Genomic DNA, 20,669 nt, shown 5'->3' on the forward strand with positions numbered 1-20,669 from the left:
ACAACTATCTGGCAATTACGACATGAACCATTTCGAGATCATTGAAACCCGCGTCGCCCAAGTCAGGACCACCCTGGCCCAGCAGGAACTGGACGCGTTCATAGTGCCCCACGATGACGAACATCTGGGAGAGTACATTCCGGCCCACGCCGAGCGCCTGGACTGGCTGACCGGCTTCAATGGCTCGGCGGGTCTGGCCATCATCCTGGCCAAGCAGGCCGCACTCTTCGTCGATGGTCGCTACACTGTCCAGGCCCGGATGCAGACCCCGGCCCACCTCTTCAGCTTCTTGCACCTCAATGAGGATCCCCATGTCAGCTGGTTGGCGGATCAGCTTGAGCCGGGCAACCGGGTCGGCTTCGATCCCCGTCTGCACAGCCTGACCTGGTACCAGCATGCCAATGCCCAACTGAGCGAGCGCGGCATCACCCTCGTCGCCATCACCGACAATCCCGTCGACCAGCACTGGCTGGACCGCCCCGCCCCCGGCAAGCACCCCGTCATGTTCTACAGCGAAGAGCTGGCCGGCCAATCCAGCCAGGCCAAGCGCGAGCTGCTGGCGAGCGACCTGCGCAAGCGTGGTCTGGACGCCGTGCTGCTGACCCAGGCCGAGCCCATCAACTGGCTGCTCAACCTGCGCGGTCGCGATGTCGAGCGCCTGCCCGTGGTACTGGGATTCGGTGTGCTCTATGCCAACGCCAGCATGGATTTCTTCGTCGATACCGACAAGCTCGACTGCATCGCCTTCAGCCAGCATGTGGGGCAGGATGTCTCCGTCTACCCCACCGACAAGTTGGGAGCCCTGCTCCAGCGCATCGGTGAAGATCAACAAAAAGTCCTGGCCGACCCCAACACCGCCAACGCCTGGGCCCAACTGACCATGGAAGAGGCGGGTGCCATCCTGGTCGCGGGTCAAGATCCCACCATGCTGCCCAAGGCCTGCAAGAACGAGACTGAGCTGACGGGCATGCGTGCCGCCCACCTGCGCGATGGCGTGGCCGTCACCCGTTTCCTCGCCTGGCTGGATCGCCTGATCGTCTCCGGTGAGTTCGACGGAGTCGATGAAGCCAGCCTGGCGGATCAGCTCGAAGCGTTTCGCAAGGAACAGCTGCACTATGTCGAACCCAGCTTCGACACCATTTCGGCGCTCGGTCCCAACGCCGCCATGTGCCACTACCGCCATACCAACGGGGTGCCACGCGGCTTCGGTCAGGACGCCATCTATCTGGTCGACTCGGGGGCTCAATATCTGGACGGCACCACCGACATCACCCGCACCGTCAAGGTGGGTGAGGTGACCGAGGAGCACAAGGCCATGTTCACCCGCGTGCTGCAGGGTCATATCGCCCTGGATCAGGCTCGCTTCCCGCGCGGCACCTCGGGCATCCAACTCGACGTGCTGGCCCGCATGCCGCTCTGGCAGGCCGGGTATAACTACGACCATGGTACCGGCCACGGTGTGGGCCACTTCCTGAGCGTGCACGAAGGCCCCCAGCGCATCGCGCCCAAGGGCAGCCTGGTGCCGCTGATGCCGGGCATGGTGCTCTCCAACGAGCCCGGCTACTACCGGGAAGATGCGTTCGGCATTCGCTGCGAGAACCTGGAGATCGTGATCGAACTGCCCCGTCAGGGTGAGCTCGACATGCTGGGCTTCGAGCGACTGACCTATGTGCCGTTCGACATTCGCCTGATCGATCGCAGCCTGCTCAGCCAGGATGAGTTCCGCTGGATCAACGAGTATCATGCCGAGGCTTATCGTCGTTTGAGCCCCTTACTGGAAGGCGAGGATCTCGTCTGGCTGGAGCAGGCCACCGACCTCATCTGATTGCAGTCAGCCTCATAAAAAGCAGGGCCTCATGGCCCTGTTTCGTTTCTTGCCCCCGGCAGCCACATAGACAACGCCACACTTACCGCCACCTCGCCGCCGCTTGAATCCCCTCTCGACTAGGGCTACCCTTGCCGACCATTTCTCTCGCACTCGCCAGCCAGCGGAGCCCCAATGACCCCGACCCTCAGACTTGCCACCCCGGCCGACATGCATGCCATCTGGCAGATTGAATCCCAGGTATTCGGCGACGCCGTCTACCCCGACTTCTTCTTTCGCCAGGCCATGGATCTGTGGCCCGAACTGCTGCTGGTCGCCGAACGCGAGGGGCAGTTGCTCGGCTACGGCTTGGGGGGCGTGGGACAGCACAGAACCCAGGGCTGGCTGCTCTCCCTGGCGGTCTTGCCCCAGGCCCGCGGACTCGGACTGGCCAAAGCCATCATCGACAATCTGGAGCAAGCACTGCTGGCGCAAGGTTGCCTGCAGGTGCGACTGACCGTCGATCCGGCCAATCCGGCCAGGCGACTCTATGAGCGGCTCGGCTATCAGGAGCTGGCGCTGGAGCCCGCCTACTTCGGACCGGGGGAGGATAGGTGCCTGCTCGAGCACCAGCTAGTCCCATCACCCTCCCCATAACAGGCAGTAGAGCGCGATCCGACAGAGGCTGACGGAGCTATGCCAAAACCCTGCCAAGACCTCGGAGTGAGCCAGCTTGGATACAACATACTTGGTTACACTTTGAGGGTGCCATCATGGTGAAGAGAGGGGTAGAGTGACCCAGGATGCCCAATTTGTAGTCAAATTCAGGAGAACCATTATGTTGCAACGACTGACCCTCATCGCCCTGCTGGCCACAGCCATCACCGGTTGTGCCAACAGCGATGTCTATTCTGGCGATGTCTACACCAAAGACAGGGCCAAGCAAGTGCAGACCGTCAACTACGGCACCATCGTCTCCACCCGTCCGGTCAAGATCCAGGCGGAGGAGAACTCCATCCTCGGCACCATAGGGGGCGGTGTGGTCGGCGGCCTGCTCGGCAGCACCATTGGGGGGGGCACCGGGCGTAGTATCGCTGCCGCAGGGGGGGCCATCGCGGGTGCCGCCGCGGGCAAGGCCGCCGGGGACAAGCTCAATCAGGTCGATGGTGTCGAGCTGGAGATCAAGCAAGATAACGGCGGTTCCATCGTCGTGGTGCAAAAGGCCGATCCCAGCTTCCAGCCTGGTGCCAAGGTGCGGCTGACCCAGGGCAACGGCAGCGTCAACGTGGCTGTGGTGCCCTGATGCAATCCGAGGAGCCGCCTGTGGCTCCAAAAGAAAAAGCCCTCGCATGCGAGGGCTTTTTTACGGGTCTGCGACCGCGCCTGAATTACTGGCGGATCAGCCGGTAGATGGCGTAACCGGGATGCTTGGCATCGTCCATCGCCAGGGTGGACTGGTACTCAAGATCCGCACCGGCCAGGGCCTTGGCCTCATCGCTCGGCGAGGAGTAGAGCCGCACGTCAACCCCCGCTGGTAACGCCTTCATGTGCCAGTTGTTGTTGGCTGCCGGGCTGAAGCCCGCCGGATTGGCAGCAGACTGGGACTTGAGGTACTGGGCGATGATCTCCCGCGTCTCGAAGGGATCTTCATGGACTATGTTGCTGCCATCGATCCCCGGGAAGTGACCGCCGCCGCTGGCGCGGTAGTTGTTGGTCACCACGTAGAACTTCTGGGCCGGATCCACCGGCTGGCCGTTGAAGGTGAGGCCGCTGATGCGCTGACCGTCACTCACCCTGGCGCCCTCCTTGCTGTAACGGGCCGGCTGGGTGATATCCACTTCGTAGTTCACGCCATCGATCACATCGAAGTTGTAGGTCGGGAAACTTTCGTTCACCAGCCACTGCACCCCGCTCTGGGCGGTGTCGATCCGGTTGAACTGGCCGGCACTCATCTCCAGCCACTCCTTGACGGTGGCCCCGTTCACCTCGACCACCTGCAGGGTGTTCGGGTAGATGTAGAGATCCGAGACGTTGCGCAGGGAGATGTCCCCCTGGGCCACATAGGTGAAGTCATTGATGCCGTTACGCCCGCCGCGGAAGGGGGCCGCCACCGACAGGATCGGGTAGGACTCCTTGAGCAGACCGTCTCGTTGCAACTGCTCGGCATGTTGGCGCTGGGCATCGCTCACCAGCTGCACCGAAGGATCGTCCTGCACCAGGGCGAAGAAGCTGTGAATGGGCGAGGTTATCTTGCCCAGCGGCTCGTCCAGCCACTGGTTGGTGGCATCGTGGTCTGTCTGCACCAGATCGACCACCCGCTGATCCACGGCGCTGCCTTCGCTGGAGTCAATCTTGCGTAGGCTGGCCTGGCTCTGTTTCACCTGCCACTTGCCGTTCACCTGCTCCAGCTTGAGATCGATGATGCCCAGATGATTGCCCCAATAGCCGGGCATCACGGTCGGGATGCCGCTCAGGGTACCTGCCTGGTTGTCCACCTCCGGCAAGTCCGGGAAGTCGCCCGGGAAGTTCTTGTGGGCATGGCCCAGCATCAGGGCATCCACCCCCTTCACCTTGGCCAGATGCCAGGCGGAGTTCTCCATCATGGCCTCATAGCTGTTGGCGTTGATGCCGGTGTGGGCGACCACCACCACGATATCGGCGCCCTTGGCGCGCAGCTCGGGCACATAGTGGTTGGCGGTCTCGACCATGTCGGCCACCACCACCTTGCCTTCCAGATGACGCTTGTCCCACTGCAGCACCTGGGGTGGCGTCAGTCCGAGGATGCCGACCTTGATGGTCTGGGACTGACCCTTGTCATCGGTCACTTGGCGATCCAGCAGCAGATAGGGGGTGAACCTGTTGCCGCTCCAGTCGATTTGCCCCTTGGCATCGCGCTTGAAGGCACCCGCCTCGAACACGTTGGCGTTCACGTAAGGGAAGTTGGCCCCCGCCAACACCTTGCCGAGGTACTCCAGCCCGTAGTTGAACTCGTGGTTGCCGAGGTTGCCGGCGTCATAACCGAGCTCGTTCATGACCTTGAACACCGGGTGGGCCTGTTTCTCGAGGTAACCGGCGCCGGACTGCTCGAAGATATAATCCGCCAGCGGCGTACCCTGGATCAGGTCACCGTTGTCGAGCAGCAGGCTGTTGGGGTTTTCGGCGCGGGCGGCGCGGATCAGCAGCGCGGTACGGGAGAGGCCGAACTTGCGGTCTTCCTTGTTCTGGTAGTAGTCATACCCCAGCACGTTGGAGTGGATGTCGGAGGTCTGGATCAGGCGCAGGGAGACGGCTCCCGGCTGCGCCTTGCTGTCATTTTCATTGCTGCAGGCAGACAACAGCACAATGGCTGCGATAGCGCCCAGCTTCGTGGCTTTATTCACTGTTTTTCCCTTTTATTATGAGTATTGCTTTACCAGCAACGGGAATTTAACAGACGAATATGTCAGCAGATGGAACCTGGACTCATTTTTATGAAGCTCGACACAAAAATAGCCTTATGAGGCCGTCAGTGCGCCAATCGCCAGCTGCAGTGCCAGGGCAATCATGATTAAACCCACAACAACATCAATAGCTTGCTGTACCTTTCCCCGGGCAAGCCAAGGGGAAAGTGCCGCCGCGCCAAAGGCCAGACCATAGAACCAGACCAGGGATGCCAGCATGGCGCCCGCGGCGAAGGCCGGTCGCAGCTCCTCGGCAAACTGGCTGCCGAGGGAGCCGAGCAGCATCAGGGTATCCAGGTACACATGGGGGTTGAGCAGGGTGACGCCCAGGGTCATGGCCAGCACGCTCCTGACCCCCATCAGTTGGGCCGAATCCGCCAGGGCCGCCCCCTGCCCGCGCCAGGCGCTGCGCAGGGAGCGCACACCAAACCAGCTCAGGAATAACACGCCGCCCCAGGTCAGCAGCGCCAGTCCGAGTGGATTGGCCGCCAGCAAGCTGGCGCCGCCGAATACGCCAATCCCGATCAGCACGAGATCGCACAGGCAGCAGAGTGTCGCCGTCAGCAGGTGGTGGTTGCGGTGAATGCCCCGGCTCAGCACAAAGGCATTCTGGGCTCCGATTGGGATTATCATGGCAAGGCCTAATACAAAGCCCTGCAAGCTGGTCGCCATCATGGGTTCAAGGTCTCTCAGTGAAGATGGCGGCAGTATGCGAGATGGAGTTATTTAAGAGAAATTCATTAAATTTCTCATTGATTCGAAAATTTAATAAAAGGGCCCTGACCTGAACGTGACGGCGATCGGCTTCTGGCTGTCAATTGCCAGATCTGACAATGGTCGAGGGCGAGATCCCTCCCGATAATGCAGGCCGCCTGGGCCCTATGGAAGAGAAAGAGATGAGCTCTGCTGAATGCGGGTTATTGCAGCTGACGCGGAAAATTGGTGACCACGACCTCTTCCAGATTGGGCACCAGTATGCCGCTGCTCATGCCCTTGGCGATGGCCTGATAGCGGTTGATGGAGCCCGTCTTGCGGGTCACCTGATTGAGATGGTAATTCACGGTTCGCTCGGTGATGCCGAGGATGCTGGCGATTTCACCGGACGTTTTACCCTCGCTGGCCCAGGAGAGGCACTCGGTCTCGCGCCCCGTCAGCACTTCCTGCTGGGCCCCTGCCGGCAGCCCGAGTCGCACTGTGCGCAGCGCCGCATCGAAAATGTAGGTCGACATCCAGGAGAGCACCGGGGAAGACTCCAACAACAGGTCACTGGAGGCTCGTTCCCGGGTGATGAAGGAGAGAATGCCGCTCTCACCGGTCGGGCCATGGAGCGGGAAAGAGATGCCGTTGCGCAGACCGAATTCGGCGGCCAGGCTCATCACATCCAGACTGCCCGCTTGCAGGAAGCTTGCCTTCTCGTCGAGCTGGTTCCAGTAGATGGGCAGAGTCTGATGGCGGGCGAGTTGGATGATGGGATCCCGAGCCAGCATATGGTGGGCCGTATAGGCCTGGATCCAGGAGTCGGGGCAGCGGTTGAACAGCACCACCTTGGGACGCTGCATCGACATCGGCAGGATCAGCGCGAAGCGATAATAGTCATACCCCATGCCGAGCGCGAAACGTCCAATCAGCTCAGACAGTTGATCTCCATCCATGACCCTGGTGAACAGTTCAAGGTATTCCAGCAGTTGAGCCTGTTTCATTTCAATCCCCTTCCCGAGTCCGTGAGTATAACGCCCTTCCTGGATATGGAGTGAGCAGAATGCGTGTTTTCAAGGGAAAACTGAGCAAACATCGAGATAAATCCGTAGAAAATTCCCTATATACCTTTAGAAACCGAGTTTTCAACGAAAGGCTTCAGTGGGATGTCGAATCCCATTCCGGCCTTGAGCGAGATAATTTCGATGGTCCTGACACTCACTGGGTTCTGATCGAAGATGACCAGGGTCTGTGCGGCTGCATCCGCCTGCTCAGCTGTGCCCAGGACTACATGCTGCCCACTATCTTCCCCGCCGCCCTCGCCGGTGAGGCCCCACCTCGTCATCAGGATGTCTGGGAGCTGACCCGACTCGCCATCGATGCCAGCCGGGCGCCGCGACTCGACAATGGGGTGAGCGAACTCACCTGCGTCATCTTCCGTGAGGTGTATGCCTTCGCCCTCGCCCAGCAGATCCGTGAGCTGGTTGCCGTGGTCAGTCTGCCGGTTGAGCGCATCTTTCGTCGACTCGGCCTGCCAGTTGAGCGGCTCGGCCACCGGCAAGCCGTTGATCTGGGTGCCGTGCGCGGCGTCGGCATCCGCTTCCTGCTCGACGAACGTTTCGCCGCTGCCGTCGCGCGTCCGCTACGCGGCCACTATGCAGACCAGGGCACGGCGGCCCATTCCGACCCCATAAAAAATCCCGGGAAGATCCCGGGATAAAGCACTCACGCTAAGTCCGATCCCACCCCACGCAGAAGCGGACACAAAGGAGTATCTTCTTTTGGATCCCTGACAGCTACTGTCACTTTTAACAGTGTTAAATGCGACCACCATGGGGCAGGGCCGAACACCACAGTCTGCTTGCCTCCCCCTCGATGCCGATAGTAGAGTGACTTCTGAATCGTCATATTGATAAGGGATATTGATGAAGGCTCTGGACTACAAGTTGCTGCTGGCCCTGGATGCCGTGATGCAGGAGCAGAACTTCGATCGTGCCGCCCAGCGCCTGCACCTCACCCAATCTGCCATCTCCCAGCGCATCAAGCAGCTCGAACAGCAATTCGCCGAGCCCCTCATCATCCGCAGCCAGCCGCTACAGGCAACGCCACTGGGCCAGAAACTGCTGGCCCACTACCGTCAGGTACGTCAGCTCGAACAGGAGCTCAGCAGCGAGCTGACCCCCGCCAGCCCCCAGGCCCCGATCCGCATCAGCATAGCGGTCAATGCCGACAGCCTGGCCACCTGGTTTTTACCGGCCCTGGCCCCCCTGCTGGAGCAGTTTCCCATCGAGCTTAACCTGCTGGTCGATGATGAGAGCCGCACTCTGGACAAGGTACGCGAAGGCCAGGCATTCGGTGCCGTCAGCCTGCATCCGCAGCCACTGCCTGGTTGCAGCGTCGATGCGCTCGGCCAGATGTGCTACGTCCTGACAGCCAGCCCGGCCTTCATGGCGCGCCACTTTCCAGAAGGCCTCACTCCTCAAGCCCTGGCCAAGGCCCCCGGGGTCGCCTTCGATCCCCGGGATGACATGCACATCAGTTTCTTGCGCCGCGAGTTTGGCCTCGAGCCCGGCGGCTACCCCTGCCACATAGTCCACTCCTCCGAAGCCTTCGTCGCCATGGCCGAGCAGGGGCTGGCCTACTGCCTCATCCCGGAGTTGCAGATCCGCGCCCAGCTCCAGTCCGGCCGCCTGCTGGATCTCTGCCCGGACCGTCACCTGATAGAGACCCTCTACTGGCATCGCTGGCTGCTGGAGCGAGGTCTGCACAAACAGATCTCCCAGCGTCTGATAAGCCAGGGGCAGGCCGCCCTGAATTGAGCACGGCCAACCCCTGACCATCCCGGGATCGGCCCAGTCACCTTGGCTTTGCGGGGTGAAAAACGTATAGTGCTGGGCGATTCTTCATCAGGTTTTCACTCAGGTTCCTCACATATGTTCCAAGACAATCCCTTGCTGGCCCAGCTCAAACAACAGATCCGCGAAAACATCCCCAAGAAAGAAGGGGTGATCCGCGCCTCCGATCGGGGATTTGGCTTCCTGGAGGTGGATGAGAAGACCAGCTACTTCGTGCCGCCCCCCTACATGAAGAAGGTGATGCACGGGGATCGCGTGAGTGCCCTGATCCGCACCGAGAAAGATAAGGAAGTGGCCGAGCCGGATGCCCTGCTGGAGCAGGCGGTGACCCGCTTCGTCGGCCGCGTCAAGATGTTCCGCGACCGCCTCAACGTGGTGGCAGATCATCCCCTCATCAAGGATGCCATCAAGGCGCGCACCAAGAAGGGACTGGACGAGAAATCCTTGAAGGAAGGGGACTGGGTGGTCGCCACCCTCAAGCGCCATGCCCTGGCCGACGGTAATTTCTCCGCCGAGATCACCGAACTCATCGCCGACAAGGACGATCACAATGTGCCCTGGTGGGTGGTACTGGCCCGTCACAACCTGGCCCAGATAGAGCCAGCTGACCTGCCCGAGTGGAAAGTCATTGAAGAGGAAGAGCTGCCGCGCACCGACCTGACTCAAGTGCCCTTCTTCACCATAGATGGCGCCAAGACCAAGGACATGGATGACGCCCTCTCCATCCGCAAACTGGACAACGGCTGGGAGCTGCTGGTCGCCATCGCCGATCCGACCGCCTACGTGGCCGAAGGCAGCGAGCTGGATAAGGAAGCCGCCCAGCGCGCCTTCACCGTCTATATGCCGGGCCGCAACGTGCCGATGATACCGCGCACCCTCTCCGATGAGCTCTGCTCCCTGAAAGAGGGCGAGGAGCGCAACACCCTGTGCGCCCGCCTGCTCATTGCCGAAGATGGCCTGCTGCTCGAAGAGACCGAGTTCTTCGCCGCCCGCATCAATTCCCACGCCCGCCTCAACTATGACGACGTCTCCGACTGGGCCGAGCACGGCAAAGCACTGGACATAGACGCAGGCGTCATGGCCCAGCTGCCGCTGATGAAGGCGATGACCGAAGCGCGTATCGCCTGGCGTACCGAACACGCCCTGGTGTTCCCGGACCGCCCAGACTACGACTTCGAGCTGGGTGAAAACGGCGCCGTGCTGGCCATCCACGTCGAACCGCGCCGCATCGCCAACCGAATGATCGAAGAGTCGATGATCGCCGCCAACATCTGTGCCGGTCGCGTGCTGGGCAAGCAGGTTGGCTACGGCATCTTCAACGTCCACACCGGTTTCGATGAGGAGTCCCTCGACGGTGCCATGGAGCTGCTCAAGACCGCCGAGGCGCCGTTCGAGAAGGAAGATATCGCCAGCCTCACCGGTTTCTGCGCCCTGCGCCGCTGGATAGACAACCTCGATACCCGCTGGCTGGATGGCAAGATCCGCCGCTTCCAGAGCTATGCACTGATGTCCGCCGAGCCAGGTGCCCACTACGGCCTGGGGCTGGATGCCTATGCCACCTGGACCTCGCCAATTCGCAAGTACGGCGACATGGTCAACCATCGTCTGCTCAAGGCCGTCATTGCAGGCAAGACCCCGGGCCCGCGCCCCAGTCTGGAGCTGACCGAGCACCTGACCGCCTGCCGCCGCCTGCACCGCATGGTGGAGCGCGGTATCGGCGACTGGCTCTATGTCCGCTTCCTGCAGAGCGCCGCGGGTACCGAGCAGATCTTCAATGCCGAGATCATCGATGTGATGCGCGCCGGACTCAAGTTGCGGTTGCAGGAGAATGGCGCCGTGGTCTTCATGCCCGCCCGCCATATCCTCGACAACAAGGAGAGGTTGGAGTGCAGTTGGGACAACAGCCGCGTCTACCTCGACAAGACAGAGGTGGTCTATGAGCTGGGCCAGGTCATCGAGGTCAAGCTGACCGAAGCCGTGGAAGAGACACGCTCCCTCATTGCCAAGCCCGCCGTGGCGCTGGTGCCAGGCCCGGCCCCGGTGGCTGTGGTCAGCGAGAGTACGGAAGCACCGGCAGAGACCGCCCCCAAGGCCGAATAAACTCGAAGCCAACAGCTCGATCCCCAAAGCCCGCAACCCTGCGGGCTTTTCTATGGCCGCCATAAATCCATCGCCGCGATGACGATGACCTCAACGCTCGGCGGCCAGCTGATGTATTCGGTATGCAGGGCCAGCCCCCTTGAGCCCGCACTCGCTGACCGGGACTGAACGCCTCACCACGGACCCAAATGGACCTCAAATATGCAACGAGTCTGGCGAAACGCCCGAGGGGAGAAACTGAAAGTGGGTTACAAAATAAGTGATTCATTGGTAATTAGCAGTCAATGCCGATCTATCCATCGGTGTGAGCACTAGATAATGCACCGCACACACTGTCTCGATTGAATACAAATAATAGATGTGTGACCACCATCACATTGACATTGGGTTTTCGAAAACGAGATAAGGAGACGTGGATCACATTAAAAAGCCACTCATGGCAGAAAAGATCGAAATGTAGTCAAGGCACAGCGAAGAGATGTGATCGACATCACTACTGTGGGAGGGGGGTAGGTCAGGTATTTGAGAGGTGGGTCACAAGACACCCCGTTTTCAGCCCAATCAGAAAATGAAGTGGTAGATTGAAGTTGCTTAGACGACAGGGATGAGGGTTCGGCAAAACCCGTTATCCCGACTACCACTTTTAATCACACAGGCTCAAAACGGGGTGCCGTCATGTTATCACCGGATACCAAAGTCAAGATACAGAATTTTGGACGCTTCCTGTCCAATATGGTCATGCCCAACATAGGGGCATTCATCGCCTGGGGCTTCATCACCGCCCTCTTCATTCCCACCGGCTGGCTGCCCAGTGAGACACTGGCCAAGCTGGTTGGTCCCATGATCACCTACCTGCTGCCACTGCTGATTGGCTACACCGGCGGCAAGCTGATGGGCGGTGAACGGGGCGGCGTGGTCGGCGCCATCACCACCATGGGTGTCATCGTCGGTACCGACATCCCCATGTTCATGGGTGCCATGATGGTCGGCCCCCTCGGTGGCTGGGTCATCAAGCGTTTCGACAAGGCGATGGAAGGTCGGGTCAAGAGCGGCTTCGAGATGCTGGTCAACAACTTCTCCGCCGGCATCATCGGCATGTTGCTCGCCATCCTCGCCTTCTTCGTGATCGGCCCCTTCGTCAAGGTGCTCTCCGGCCTGCTGGCGGGTGGGGTGGGTTTCCTGGTAGAAAACCACATGTTGCCGCTCACCTCCATCTTCGTTGAACCGGCCAAGATCCTGTTCCTCAACAACGCCATCAACCACGGTATCTTCTCGCCGCTGGGCATTCAGCAGGCAACCGAGCATGGCCAGTCCATCTTCTTCCTGATCGAAGCAAACCCGGGCCCGGGCATGGGCGTGCTGCTGGCCTACATGGTGTTCGGCCGTGGCGCGGCCAAGCAGTCTGCTGCTGGCGCCTCCATCATTCACTTCTTCGGCGGCATCCACGAGATCTACTTCCCCTACGTGCTGATGAACCCGCGCCTCATCCTGGCGGTGATCGCCGGTGGCATGACCGGGGTATTCACCCTGACCCTGTTCAATGCGGGTCTGGTCTCCCCTGCCTCGCCGGGCTCCATCTTCGCCGTGCTCTTGATGACGCCGAAAGCCTCCCTGATCGGGGTCGCCCTCTCGATCATCAGCGCCACCCTGGTCTCCTTCCTGGTTGCCGCCGTGTTCGTTCGCGCCCAGCAGCCAGAAGCCGACCAGGCCGATGCCCTGGGTGAGGCCACCCGTAAAATGAAAGCCATGAAGGGCGGTAAAACCGACACCGTCGCCACCAAACACCCGAGTGGTGAGCTGCTGACCGTACGCAATATCGTGGTCGCCTGCGATGCGGGCATGGGATCCAGCGCCATGGGCGCCGGCATGCTGCGCAAGCGGGTACAGGCCGCCGGCCTCGACATCAGTGTCACCAATCGCGCCATCGACCAGCTCGACGACCAGGTGGACTGGGTCATTACCCACCAGGATTTGACCGAGCGAGCTCGTCGCCACGCACCGAATGCGCGCCATATCTCCCTGACCAACTTCCTCGACAACGGCCTCTATCAGGCCATGGTGCAGGAGCTGAGCCAGACCCAGGCCGCCAACGACGATGTGGCCCACCCCACCTTGCTGGTTGCGGCCAACGACGACAACTATGAGCCGCAGGATGCCCAGGTGTTCACCCTGAGCCGCCAGGATATCCAGCTCGGTCTCATGGCCGACAGCAAAGAGGCTGCCATCAAGGCCGCCGGTGCCCTGCTGGCCGAGCGCGGCTATGTCGAGGCCAGCTATGTCGAGGCCATGCTGGAGCGTGAGCAGTTGGTTTCCACCTACCTTGGCGAGTCCATCGCCGTGCCCCACGGCACCATAGCCGCCAAGGAGAAGGTGATCCGTACCGGCATCGTCATCTGCCAATACCCAGCTGGCGTCGCCTTCGGTGAAGCCGCGGACGAGGTGGCCCGCCTGGTGATTGGCATCGCCGCCCGCAACGATGAACACATTCAGGTGATAACCCGCCTGACCAATGCACTGGATGAGCCCGGTCTTATCGACCGGCTGGCCAGCACCCGGGATCCTCAGGAGTTCCTGGACCTGCTGGGTGGCGAACAAGCTGCCTGATCCTGCCCACATCATTGGTTCAAGAGGTTGATTTTATGAAAACATTACATTTTGGTGCCGGTAACATAGGCCGTGGCTTCATCGGAAAACTGCTGGCCGACGCCGACCATCAGGTCACCTTCGCCGACGTCAACGAGACCCTGATCGACCAGCTCAACCACCGTCAGGAGTACAAGGTGCATGTGGTGGGAGCGGATCAGAAACTGGACACAGTGCGCAACGTCGCGGCGGTCAGCTCCTCAGGCCCGGAGGTGATCGCCCGTATCGTCACCGCCGACCTGGTCACCACGGCGGTGGGTCCCAACATACTGGACAAGATTGCCAGTACCCTGGCCAAGGGATTGGAGGCCCGCTTCGTGGCAGGCAATCTCAGCCCGCTCAACGTGATTGCCTGCGAGAACATGGTGCGCGGTACCACTCACCTCAAGCAGGAGGTACTCAAGTACCTGCCGCTCGCGTATCATGCCACCCTCGAATCCTGTGTCGGCTTCGTGGATTCGGCGGTGGATCGCATCGTGCCTCCCGCCGCCGCCAACGATGATCCGCTGGAGGTGACGGTGGAGAGCTTCAGCGAGTGGATTGTCGACCAGACCCAATTCAAGGGAGCACTGCCCCAGGTGGCGGGCATGGAGACCACGGACAACCTGATGGCCTTCGTCGAGCGTAAACTCTTTACCCTCAACACGGGTCACAGCATCACCGCCTACCTCGGCAAGCTGATGGGCTACCAGACCATTCGCGAGGCCATCGAGGATCCGGTGATCCGCAGCAAGGTGCGCCGTGCCATGGAGGAGAGCGGTGCCGTGCTGGTCAAGCGCTACGGCTTCGATCCGCGCCTGCACGCCGCCTATATCGAGAAGATACTGGCCCGTTTCGCCAACCCCTATCTGGTGGACGAGGTGGACAGGGTCGGCCGCCAGCCCCTGCGCAAGCTGGGAGAGCACGACAGGTTGATCAAGCCCCTGCTCGGTACCCTGGAATACGGCCTTCCCAATGAGGGATTGCAGGAAGGGATTGCGGCGGCGCTGCGTTATCACAATGACGAAGACCCGCAAGCCGTCGAACTGCGGGCCGCCATTATCGCCGATGGCGTTGCCGCCACCCTGGCCAGGGTGGCGGGATTGGACCCGCAGAGCCCATTGATCTCCGCCATCACGGCCCGCTACCAGGCACTCTAACCGGACTCGCAGAGAGGGAATCCTCCCTCTCTGCTCATGACTAGCTGGACCCTATCGATTTATGACCACACACCAGGAAGATGAGGTACTGGAACGACTCAACGAGCAGGATGGCCCACGGGGCTTCTTTCTCGAGGTCGTCACCCTCCTGGAAGAAGCGGTGGACTCTCTGATGCGCCGAGCCTTCCGCCAGGAAGAGTATGCCGTCAAATACGCCATCGAACCCCTGCTCAACCAGAGTGGCCCCCTCGGCCAGATAGAGGTGCGCCTCAAGCTCATTTTTGCCCTCGGTCTGGTCTCCCTCGAACTTTATCAGGACATAGACGTCTACCTGAAGATCCGCGATTTTCTGGTACGCGACCCCAAGGATTACCGTTTTAGCGACAAACCCGTTCGCGATCTGCTCGATAGACTGCACGGCATCAACCGCGCAGGCCTCCACGCGTTGGAGCCGCCCGCCTCGGAAGAGGATTGGAGCTTCTATCAGATGCAACTCGCCCGTCAGGATCAGATGGTGCGATCTTCCCTGGTGCTGGCCGTCGCCCACTGCGTCGGCGAGCTCCACAAGGAGAGTCCGATCTAACCGCGTTGACAGCCACTCCCCATCCCCAGGACTCCCTCCTCTTATCACGGATCTAGTTGTCTCATTCGAGTTAGGGTGTCAGGCTGACATATAGTCATCTTGTTATTCCTTTCTACTCCCTTTTTATGAGGTAACCATGACCGCACTCTCGTTAGCGGGGATCGCGCTGATCTCCCTGCTTGCCCAGTGGCTGGCCTGGGCCCTGCGGGTCCCCGCCATACTGTTTCTGCTGCTGACCGGCCTGGTGCTTGGCCCTGTGAGCGGCGTGCTCAACCCGGACCTGCTGCTCGGCGAGCTGCTATTTCCCCTGGTCTCGCTCTCGGTGGCCATCATTCTGTTCGAGGGAGCCCTGACCCTGCATCTGGCCGAGCTCAAGGGCATAGGCAAGGTGGTGCGCAATCTCTGCTCCATCGGCATGCTGACCAGTTTCGCGGTGATAGGGGCGGCCAGCTACTTCCTGCTTGGTCTGGACTGGCGCGTCGCCATGGTGCTCGGTGCCGTGCTGGTGGTGACGGGACCGACCGTGGTCGCGCCCATGCTGAACGTGATCCGCCCGGTCAAGGAGGTGGACAAGATCTTGCGTTGGGAGGGGATCGTCATCGATCCCATCGGTGCCCTGTTTGCGGTATTGATCTTCGAGGCTGTACTGCTCGGCAGCCAGCAGGAGATGGTGACCCATACCCTCTGGGCCCTGGCCAAGACAGTCGGCATAGGTTCCTTCATCGGGGTGGCGGCAGGCTGGATCACCACTCTCATCATCCGCAAGGACTGGCTGCCGGTCACGCTGCACAAGTTCGGGGTGCTGGCGCTGGTACTCGCCACCTTCACCCTCTCCGACTGGCTCAGTCATGAGTCTGGCCTGCTGGCAGTGACGGTTTTTGGCATCTGGCTCGCCAACCAGGATGGTCTGGATCTGGAAGAGGTGCTGGCCTTCAAGGAGGATCTTGCCGTCATTCTGATCTCTACCCTGTTCATCCTGCTGGCCGCGCGCCTCGACCTGGGCCAGCTCTGGCAGCTCGGCCCCATGGTGCTGGTCTTGCTGTGCGTGGTGCAGTTCGTGGCCCGCCCGCTCTGTATCCTGGTCTCGACCCACGACTCAACCCTGCCCTGGCGAGCCCGCGCCCTGCTCAGCTGGATAGCGCCACGGGGCATAGTCGCCGCTGCGGTCAGCGCCTCTTTTGCCATCAGCCTCAGTGAAGCCGGGATCCCGGATGCGGGTAAGCTGGTACCTCTGGTATTCGCCGTCATCATCTCGACCGTGGTACTGCAGAGCCTCACCTCGGCGCCGCTGGCTGGCCTGCTCGGCATGCGCCAGCCCACTCCCAACACCTGGCTGCTGATCGGCGCCAACTCGGTGGCGCGCGCCATCGGCAAGGCCCTGGCGGATCAGGGGGTGCCCGTCTACCTGTCGGATCCGGCCTGGGAGAACTGCAAGCTGGCCCGCATGAGCAACCTGCCCTGCTACTTCGGGAATCCCCAGTCGGAGCATGCTGAACTGCATCTGCCACTCACCAGCATCAGCACAGTGCTGGCGCTCTCCCCCAGCCGCCACAACAATGCTCTGGGGGTGCTGCATTTTTCCCACCAGTTTGGCGAGGAGACTATCTATTCACTGCGATCGAGCGATCAACATGGCAAAGCCAACCGGGAGAGTGCCACCTTCCGAGCACGCCAGGTGCTGTTTGGCAGCGACGTCAACTTTGCCCGACTGAGCGGCATGTTGGCCCGGGGTGGACAGATCAAGGCGACCCGACTCTCGGAGACCTTCGATTGGAGCGCGTACCAGACGGCCAACCCAGGCGCAGTCCCCATGTTCATTCTGGATGCCAAACAGCATCCGCGAGTGGTCATTGGCAACATAGCGCCCGTACCGGGGGAGTTGGTCATCGCGCTGCAACCCCCCAAGGAAAATGGGGTGAAAAGCGAAGCCAATCCCGGCAGAGACTAGACTTGTCATGGTGGCGCGTCGCTCAGAAGGAGGTCGGTATGACAGTCAGTGAACTACGCCAGCTTTATCGACAACAGGGCATACAGGAGGCAGAAATCGTACACGATGCCATGCTGCCTGGTTGGATTGTCGAGTTTCGCGGGGAGGGGGGACGCCTGTTCGAGTTGACCGACAGCTTCGGCCTGCCGCTCAGTTTCGGCACAGTGGACGAAGCGCGGGATCACATCCACAAGGTCGCCGACTGCCCGATCCAGGTCGAACATCTCTATCACTTCTTTGAGCGCTGAACCAAGGCACTCAGCCCCTCATGACCCAGACCCCGCCACGGCGGGGTCTTTTCGTCAGCCTCAGGGAGAAGACGAGGTTGCAGATAATGGATAAGGGCGCTGCCCCTATTCCGGTTGGTCAGGCACTTGGGGATGAGGGGATGACTCCAGTCTGCGTACCGGTCTTTGCAGGAACAGATTGGCCGGATAGGTGACCAGATCACCCTGATCATCGCGCACCTGCACATAGAAGAGTCCTATCTCCAGGATGACCCCCGTAACGGAATCATCCTTGTCGAGAATGCGGATCCTGTCTCCGATCCGATATGGAAAGGCGAAGAAGATGGTGATGCTGGCGGTGATGTTGGAGAGGATCGACCACTGGGCCACCATGGCGACTCCGAGTACCGCGAAGAAGGAGGAAGCCAGTACCACCAACCGGGAAAAGTCGAGACCCCAGACCCCGGCCAGCACCAGCAGGGTGGCGCTGCCAAGCAGGAAGTGAAACACATGCTCAACGTAGCCGACCCGGCTCTCGCTCACCTGCTTGCTGCGCCCCAATACCAACAGACTGCGCCTGATGATGCGCCGGATCAGGCCATGAGCCAGCAATACCAGCAGGGTCAGCCCAAAAGATTGCCAAAGGGTCATGGTCACCACCAGCGTCGATGTTTGAGCCAGAGGGCGAGCACCACGGCCAGACTGGTCAGAGATGCGCAGAACACCCAGAAGGCGAGCGGACTCTCGGCACCCGGAATGCCCCCCAGGTTAATGCCGAACAGGCCCGTCAGGAAGCTGGCAGGGAGAAACAGCAGTGCCATGACCGACATCTGATAGGCGCGGCGATTTGTCGCCTCCGCCACCATGTTGTTGATCTCGTCTGCCAGCACACCGGTGCGGGCAACCCCTGCATCCAGATCGTCCAACCAGCGCCGCAAGCGGTCGGCAATATCGAGCAGACGGCGCCTGTCGTCCTCCTCGAACCAGCTGATCTTCTCGCTGGCGAGACGCGCGATGAGATCCCGTTGAGGGGAGAGGTAGCGGCGGATCATGATCAACTGTTTGCGAATGCGGGCCAGCTTCCCCGTGGTCGGCAGATCCCGCTCCAGCACCTGCTCCTCAAGCTCCAGGATCTGATCGTGCAGCTCTTCGACGAACTCGCCGGCGCGATCGGTCAGGGCATCGCAGATCTCCACCAACCAGTCAGCCGGGTTATCCGGTCCGCCACCCAGCTGCAACTGTTCGAACACATCCTTTTCAGACAAGAGAGGGCGACGACGGCTGCTGATGATGAGATCCGGGGTAATGAAAATACGCAGGGCTACCATCTCTTCGGGTTTGTGATGCTGGTTGTGGTTGATGCCGCGCAGGATCAGCAGCACCGTTTCCCCCATCCGCACCAGCTTGGGCCTATTGCTCTGGCCAAGCAGCGCCTCGCGGGCCGCATCCCCCAGCAAGGGAGTCTGCAGTAGCCAGCGGGCCGCCTCAGGGTTACCGTAATCCAGGTGCAACCAACTCGGTTGCTGGGCCGGTAACTCGGCGCCCGCCCCCAGCGGATGCTGGCCACCCTTACCGTCCAGGGCCAGACCATAGATAACATCATTGGGTACCAGATCCACGACACCTCCTCTCAATTGCGCCGAATGACATTGTTCGCCTCTGCCGCAGCATGGCGGCAGTCGCCCAGCTTACACCAAAGCGGGCCCCGACTCAGCTTTGCCCCAAGCCATGATAAGATGAGACATCTTCATATTCTGGATACCAAACCATGCCCATCTGGGTCGATGCCGATGCCTGCCCCACTCCGGTCAAGGAGATCCTCTACCGCGCCGCTCATCGCGCCAAGATGCTGACCACCCTGGTCGCCAATCAGGGACTGAGGGTCCCCCCCTCTCCCTACATCAAGACCCAGCAGGTAGAAAAGGGCTTTGATGTGGCGGATCACGTCATCGCCCAGCAAGTCGTGCCGGGGGATCTGGTGATCACCGGGGACATCCCCTTGGCTTCATGGGTAATCGACGCCGGTGGCGAGGCGCTCAATCCACGGGGCGAAATTTATACCAAGGAGACCATCAAGGCCCGGCTCGGCATGCGTAATCTGATGGAGGAGCTGCGATCTGCCGGGGTTCAGACCGGTGGCCCCGCACCTTTCAACCAAGCGGACAAGCAGAACTTCGCCAATGCCCTCGACCGTTGGTTGCAGAAGGGACGCCTCGGCTGACAGGGGCTTAAAGCCGGCAGCCATAAGAGTCATCGCCAGCCACGCTGGATTGATCACCCCATGACTGGCTAGATAGGAGGGCAGAAACCGGTCAGCGATGGTTCATGATTCGAGCACTCGATGATCCGAGCCGCACCTGGTTTCAAATAGTTGCCGACAAACACTGTTGAGCTGCTAATATGCGCCGCCTCTCACCTCGCACCCCGGTTACCATGACAGCCCAAGGGCACCTGATCTTCTCCGTCACCTGCGCCCTGCTCGCTCACAAGCTACCGCTCACCCCAGCCCTGGCCGATGCAAATCTGGCCCAGACGGTGCTTGCCGCACTGGTGAGTTCGCTGCTGCCTGATCTGGATCACCCCAACTCGGTTCTGGGTCAGCGCCTGCGCTGGATCTCTATCCCCCTCTCCCGCCTGACGGGGCATAGGGGCTTCACTCACAGTTTGCTGGCGGTGGCATTATGCATCTGGGGACTAGGCAGCGACCTGATGGCAGGCAAGGTGCCTGTCGCGGTTAAGGATGCGCTCATCATTGGCTATCTGAGCCACTTGCTTGGCGACTGGCTAACCCCTGCCGGTATCCCCCTGTTCTGGCCACTCAAACAGCGCTACCGCCTTCCCGGCTGGTCACTCCAGAGCGGTGGCGCCATTGAAACAAGCTTCTGTACCCTGAGCCTGCTGATCGCTGGTTATTGGGTCTACTGACTCTCATCTCCGTCGTGGCCCTCTGGTTGTTCTGATCGCTACCTCTGCCAGCAACGCTAGCCTTCCTCTGCAGCAAAACCGCACTCCCGTGCTCCCCGGGTAGCCTCACCATAATGCCTAAAAACCAGCACTGTCCCGAAGAGGGCCCTCACCACTGATATAACTAATAACTGCACATTTCTTAAAAAATCACTAGTTTTTATTCTATCAGTAATGCATGGCAATCTTTGAAGACCTCGCCTAAACATATAAAACGAGTTAATGTTTTTA

Annotated in this window: 18 protein-coding genes; 13 read left to right on the forward strand and 5 right to left on the reverse strand. The window is 60.6% G+C overall.

Annotated features, from left to right (window positions below):
* The first annotated feature begins 22 nt into the window (after positions 1-22).
* The 3 genes from KYK33_RS17900 (at position 23) to KYK33_RS17910 (ending at position 3,107) form a co-directional block, all read left to right on the forward strand.
* Positions 23-1,825 (forward strand): aminopeptidase P family protein, encoded by a 1,803-nt coding sequence (locus KYK33_RS17900; RefSeq protein WP_224431384.1) that lies wholly within the window; start codon positions 23-25, stop codon positions 1,823-1,825.
* 174 nt (positions 1,826-1,999) lie between these two features.
* Positions 2,000-2,461, forward strand: a complete 462-nt coding sequence (locus tag KYK33_RS17905; RefSeq protein ID WP_224431385.1) for a GNAT family N-acetyltransferase — start codon at positions 2,000-2,002, stop codon at positions 2,459-2,461.
* 181 nt (positions 2,462-2,642) lie between these two features.
* Positions 2,643-3,107: an outer membrane lipoprotein gene (locus KYK33_RS17910; protein ID WP_042044314.1), complete on the forward strand. Its 465-nt coding sequence runs from the start codon at positions 2,643-2,645 to the stop codon at positions 3,105-3,107.
* Positions 3,108-3,192: 85 nt separating this feature from the next.
* Here KYK33_RS17910 and KYK33_RS17915 read toward each other — a convergent pair whose 3' ends face one another.
* From KYK33_RS17915 to KYK33_RS17925, 3 genes are all read right to left on the reverse strand, one after another.
* On the reverse strand, positions 3,193-5,184 hold the full coding sequence (locus KYK33_RS17915) for a bifunctional 2',3'-cyclic-nucleotide 2'-phosphodiesterase/3'-nucleotidase (protein WP_224431386.1): 1,992 nt from the start codon (positions 5,182-5,184) through the stop codon (positions 3,193-3,195).
* 114 nt (positions 5,185-5,298) lie between these two features.
* Positions 5,299-5,919 (reverse strand): L-lysine exporter, encoded by a 621-nt coding sequence (lysE, locus tag KYK33_RS17920; RefSeq protein WP_224431387.1) that lies wholly within the window; start codon positions 5,917-5,919, stop codon positions 5,299-5,301.
* A gap of 242 nt (positions 5,920-6,161) precedes the next feature.
* Positions 6,162-6,944 carry a LuxR family transcriptional regulator gene (locus tag KYK33_RS17925; protein WP_042044316.1) on the reverse strand — a complete coding sequence of 261 codons (783 nt, stop codon included), beginning with the start codon at positions 6,942-6,944 and terminating at the stop codon, positions 6,162-6,164.
* 59 nt (positions 6,945-7,003) lie between these two features.
* Here KYK33_RS17925 and KYK33_RS17930 point away from each other — a divergent pair, with 59 nt between their 5' ends.
* From KYK33_RS17930 to KYK33_RS17965, 8 genes are all read left to right on the forward strand, one after another.
* On the forward strand, positions 7,004-7,660 hold the full coding sequence (locus KYK33_RS17930; RefSeq protein WP_224431388.1) for an acyl-homoserine-lactone synthase: 657 nt from the start codon (positions 7,004-7,006) through the stop codon (positions 7,658-7,660).
* A 205-nt stretch (positions 7,661-7,865) separates the two neighbouring features.
* On the forward strand, positions 7,866-8,759 hold the full coding sequence (locus KYK33_RS17935) for a LysR family transcriptional regulator ArgP (RefSeq protein WP_224431389.1): 894 nt from the start codon (positions 7,866-7,868) through the stop codon (positions 8,757-8,759).
* Between the two features lie 114 nt (positions 8,760-8,873).
* The gene (locus KYK33_RS17940) at positions 8,874-10,895 is read left to right on the forward strand and encodes an exoribonuclease II (protein ID WP_224431390.1); all 2,022 of its coding nucleotides are present in this window, start codon (positions 8,874-8,876) and stop codon (positions 10,893-10,895) included.
* 675 nt (positions 10,896-11,570) lie between these two features.
* A complete protein-coding gene (locus KYK33_RS17945; RefSeq protein WP_224431391.1) occupies positions 11,571-13,499 on the forward strand; it encodes a PTS mannitol transporter subunit IICBA in 1,929 nt (642 codons plus the stop codon).
* A gap of 35 nt (positions 13,500-13,534) precedes the next feature.
* Entirely contained in the window at positions 13,535-14,677 is a 1,143-nt protein-coding gene (locus KYK33_RS17950; protein ID WP_224431392.1) for a mannitol-1-phosphate 5-dehydrogenase, read from the forward strand.
* 61 nt (positions 14,678-14,738) lie between these two features.
* Positions 14,739-15,260 carry an MltR family transcriptional regulator gene (locus KYK33_RS17955; protein ID WP_224431393.1) on the forward strand — a complete coding sequence of 174 codons (522 nt, stop codon included), beginning with the start codon at positions 14,739-14,741 and terminating at the stop codon, positions 15,258-15,260.
* Between the two features lie 136 nt (positions 15,261-15,396).
* The gene (locus tag KYK33_RS17960) at positions 15,397-17,208 is read left to right on the forward strand and encodes a cation:proton antiporter (protein WP_224431394.1); all 1,812 of its coding nucleotides are present in this window, start codon (positions 15,397-15,399) and stop codon (positions 17,206-17,208) included.
* Between the two features lie 38 nt (positions 17,209-17,246).
* Positions 17,247-17,495 carry a hypothetical protein gene (locus tag KYK33_RS17965; RefSeq protein WP_042044327.1) on the forward strand — a complete coding sequence of 83 codons (249 nt, stop codon included), beginning with the start codon at positions 17,247-17,249 and terminating at the stop codon, positions 17,493-17,495.
* A 105-nt stretch (positions 17,496-17,600) separates the two neighbouring features.
* Here KYK33_RS17965 and KYK33_RS17970 read toward each other — a convergent pair whose 3' ends face one another.
* Positions 17,601-18,125 carry a mechanosensitive ion channel domain-containing protein gene (locus KYK33_RS17970; protein ID WP_042044328.1) on the reverse strand — a complete coding sequence of 175 codons (525 nt, stop codon included), beginning with the start codon at positions 18,123-18,125 and terminating at the stop codon, positions 17,601-17,603.
* Between the two features lie 2 nt (positions 18,126-18,127).
* Positions 18,128-19,093: a zinc transporter ZntB gene (gene zntB / locus KYK33_RS17975; RefSeq protein ID WP_224431395.1), complete on the reverse strand. Its 966-nt coding sequence runs from the start codon at positions 19,091-19,093 to the stop codon at positions 18,128-18,130.
* 149 nt (positions 19,094-19,242) lie between these two features.
* On the opposite strand from zntB, the gene KYK33_RS17980 reads away from it, so the two are divergent.
* Both KYK33_RS17980 and KYK33_RS17985 read left to right on the forward strand, forming a co-directional pair.
* Positions 19,243-19,695: a YaiI/YqxD family protein gene (locus KYK33_RS17980; protein ID WP_042044330.1), complete on the forward strand. Its 453-nt coding sequence runs from the start codon at positions 19,243-19,245 to the stop codon at positions 19,693-19,695.
* A gap of 212 nt (positions 19,696-19,907) precedes the next feature.
* Positions 19,908-20,399, forward strand: a complete 492-nt coding sequence (locus KYK33_RS17985) for a metal-dependent hydrolase (RefSeq protein ID WP_224431396.1) — start codon at positions 19,908-19,910, stop codon at positions 20,397-20,399.
* Positions 20,400-20,669: the final 270 nt, after the last annotated feature.

The organism is Aeromonas rivuli, from assembly GCF_020149575.1.
Taxonomy (GTDB): domain Bacteria; phylum Pseudomonadota; class Gammaproteobacteria; order Enterobacterales; family Aeromonadaceae; genus Aeromonas; species Aeromonas rivuli.

What these genes read in the sequence shown, in the direction of transcription:
- KYK33_RS17900 (WP_224431384.1), top strand. Translation starts at nt 23, where the DNA reads ATGAACCATTTCGAGATCATTGAAACCCGCGTCGCCCAAGTCAGGACC.
- KYK33_RS17935 (WP_224431389.1), top strand. Translation starts at nt 7,866, where the DNA reads ATGAAGGCTCTGGACTACAAGTTGCTGCTGGCCCTGGATGCCGTGATG.
- KYK33_RS17965 (WP_042044327.1), top strand. Translation starts at nt 17,247, where the DNA reads ATGACAGTCAGTGAACTACGCCAGCTTTATCGACAACAGGGCATACAG.
- KYK33_RS17930 (WP_224431388.1), top strand. Translation starts at nt 7,004, where the DNA reads ATGCGTGTTTTCAAGGGAAAACTGAGCAAACATCGAGATAAATCCGTA.
- KYK33_RS17910 (WP_042044314.1), top strand. Translation starts at nt 2,643, where the DNA reads ATGTTGCAACGACTGACCCTCATCGCCCTGCTGGCCACAGCCATCACC.
- KYK33_RS17955 (WP_224431393.1), top strand. Translation starts at nt 14,739, where the DNA reads ATGACCACACACCAGGAAGATGAGGTACTGGAACGACTCAACGAGCAG.
- KYK33_RS17970 (WP_042044328.1), bottom strand. Translation starts at nt 18,125, where the DNA reads ATGACCCTTTGGCAATCTTTTGGGCTGACCCTGCTGGTATTGCTGGCT.
- KYK33_RS17960 (WP_224431394.1), top strand. Translation starts at nt 15,397, where the DNA reads ATGACCGCACTCTCGTTAGCGGGGATCGCGCTGATCTCCCTGCTTGCC.
- KYK33_RS17925 (WP_042044316.1), bottom strand. Translation starts at nt 6,944, where the DNA reads ATGAAACAGGCTCAACTGCTGGAATACCTTGAACTGTTCACCAGGGTC.
- KYK33_RS17945 (WP_224431391.1), top strand. Translation starts at nt 11,571, where the DNA reads ATGTTATCACCGGATACCAAAGTCAAGATACAGAATTTTGGACGCTTC.
- lysE (WP_224431387.1), bottom strand. Translation starts at nt 5,919, where the DNA reads ATGATGGCGACCAGCTTGCAGGGCTTTGTATTAGGCCTTGCCATGATA.
- KYK33_RS17985 (WP_224431396.1), top strand. Translation starts at nt 19,908, where the DNA reads ATGACAGCCCAAGGGCACCTGATCTTCTCCGTCACCTGCGCCCTGCTC.
- KYK33_RS17905 (WP_224431385.1), top strand. Translation starts at nt 2,000, where the DNA reads ATGACCCCGACCCTCAGACTTGCCACCCCGGCCGACATGCATGCCATC.
- KYK33_RS17940 (WP_224431390.1), top strand. Translation starts at nt 8,874, where the DNA reads ATGTTCCAAGACAATCCCTTGCTGGCCCAGCTCAAACAACAGATCCGC.
- KYK33_RS17950 (WP_224431392.1), top strand. Translation starts at nt 13,535, where the DNA reads ATGAAAACATTACATTTTGGTGCCGGTAACATAGGCCGTGGCTTCATC.
- KYK33_RS17980 (WP_042044330.1), top strand. Translation starts at nt 19,243, where the DNA reads ATGCCCATCTGGGTCGATGCCGATGCCTGCCCCACTCCGGTCAAGGAG.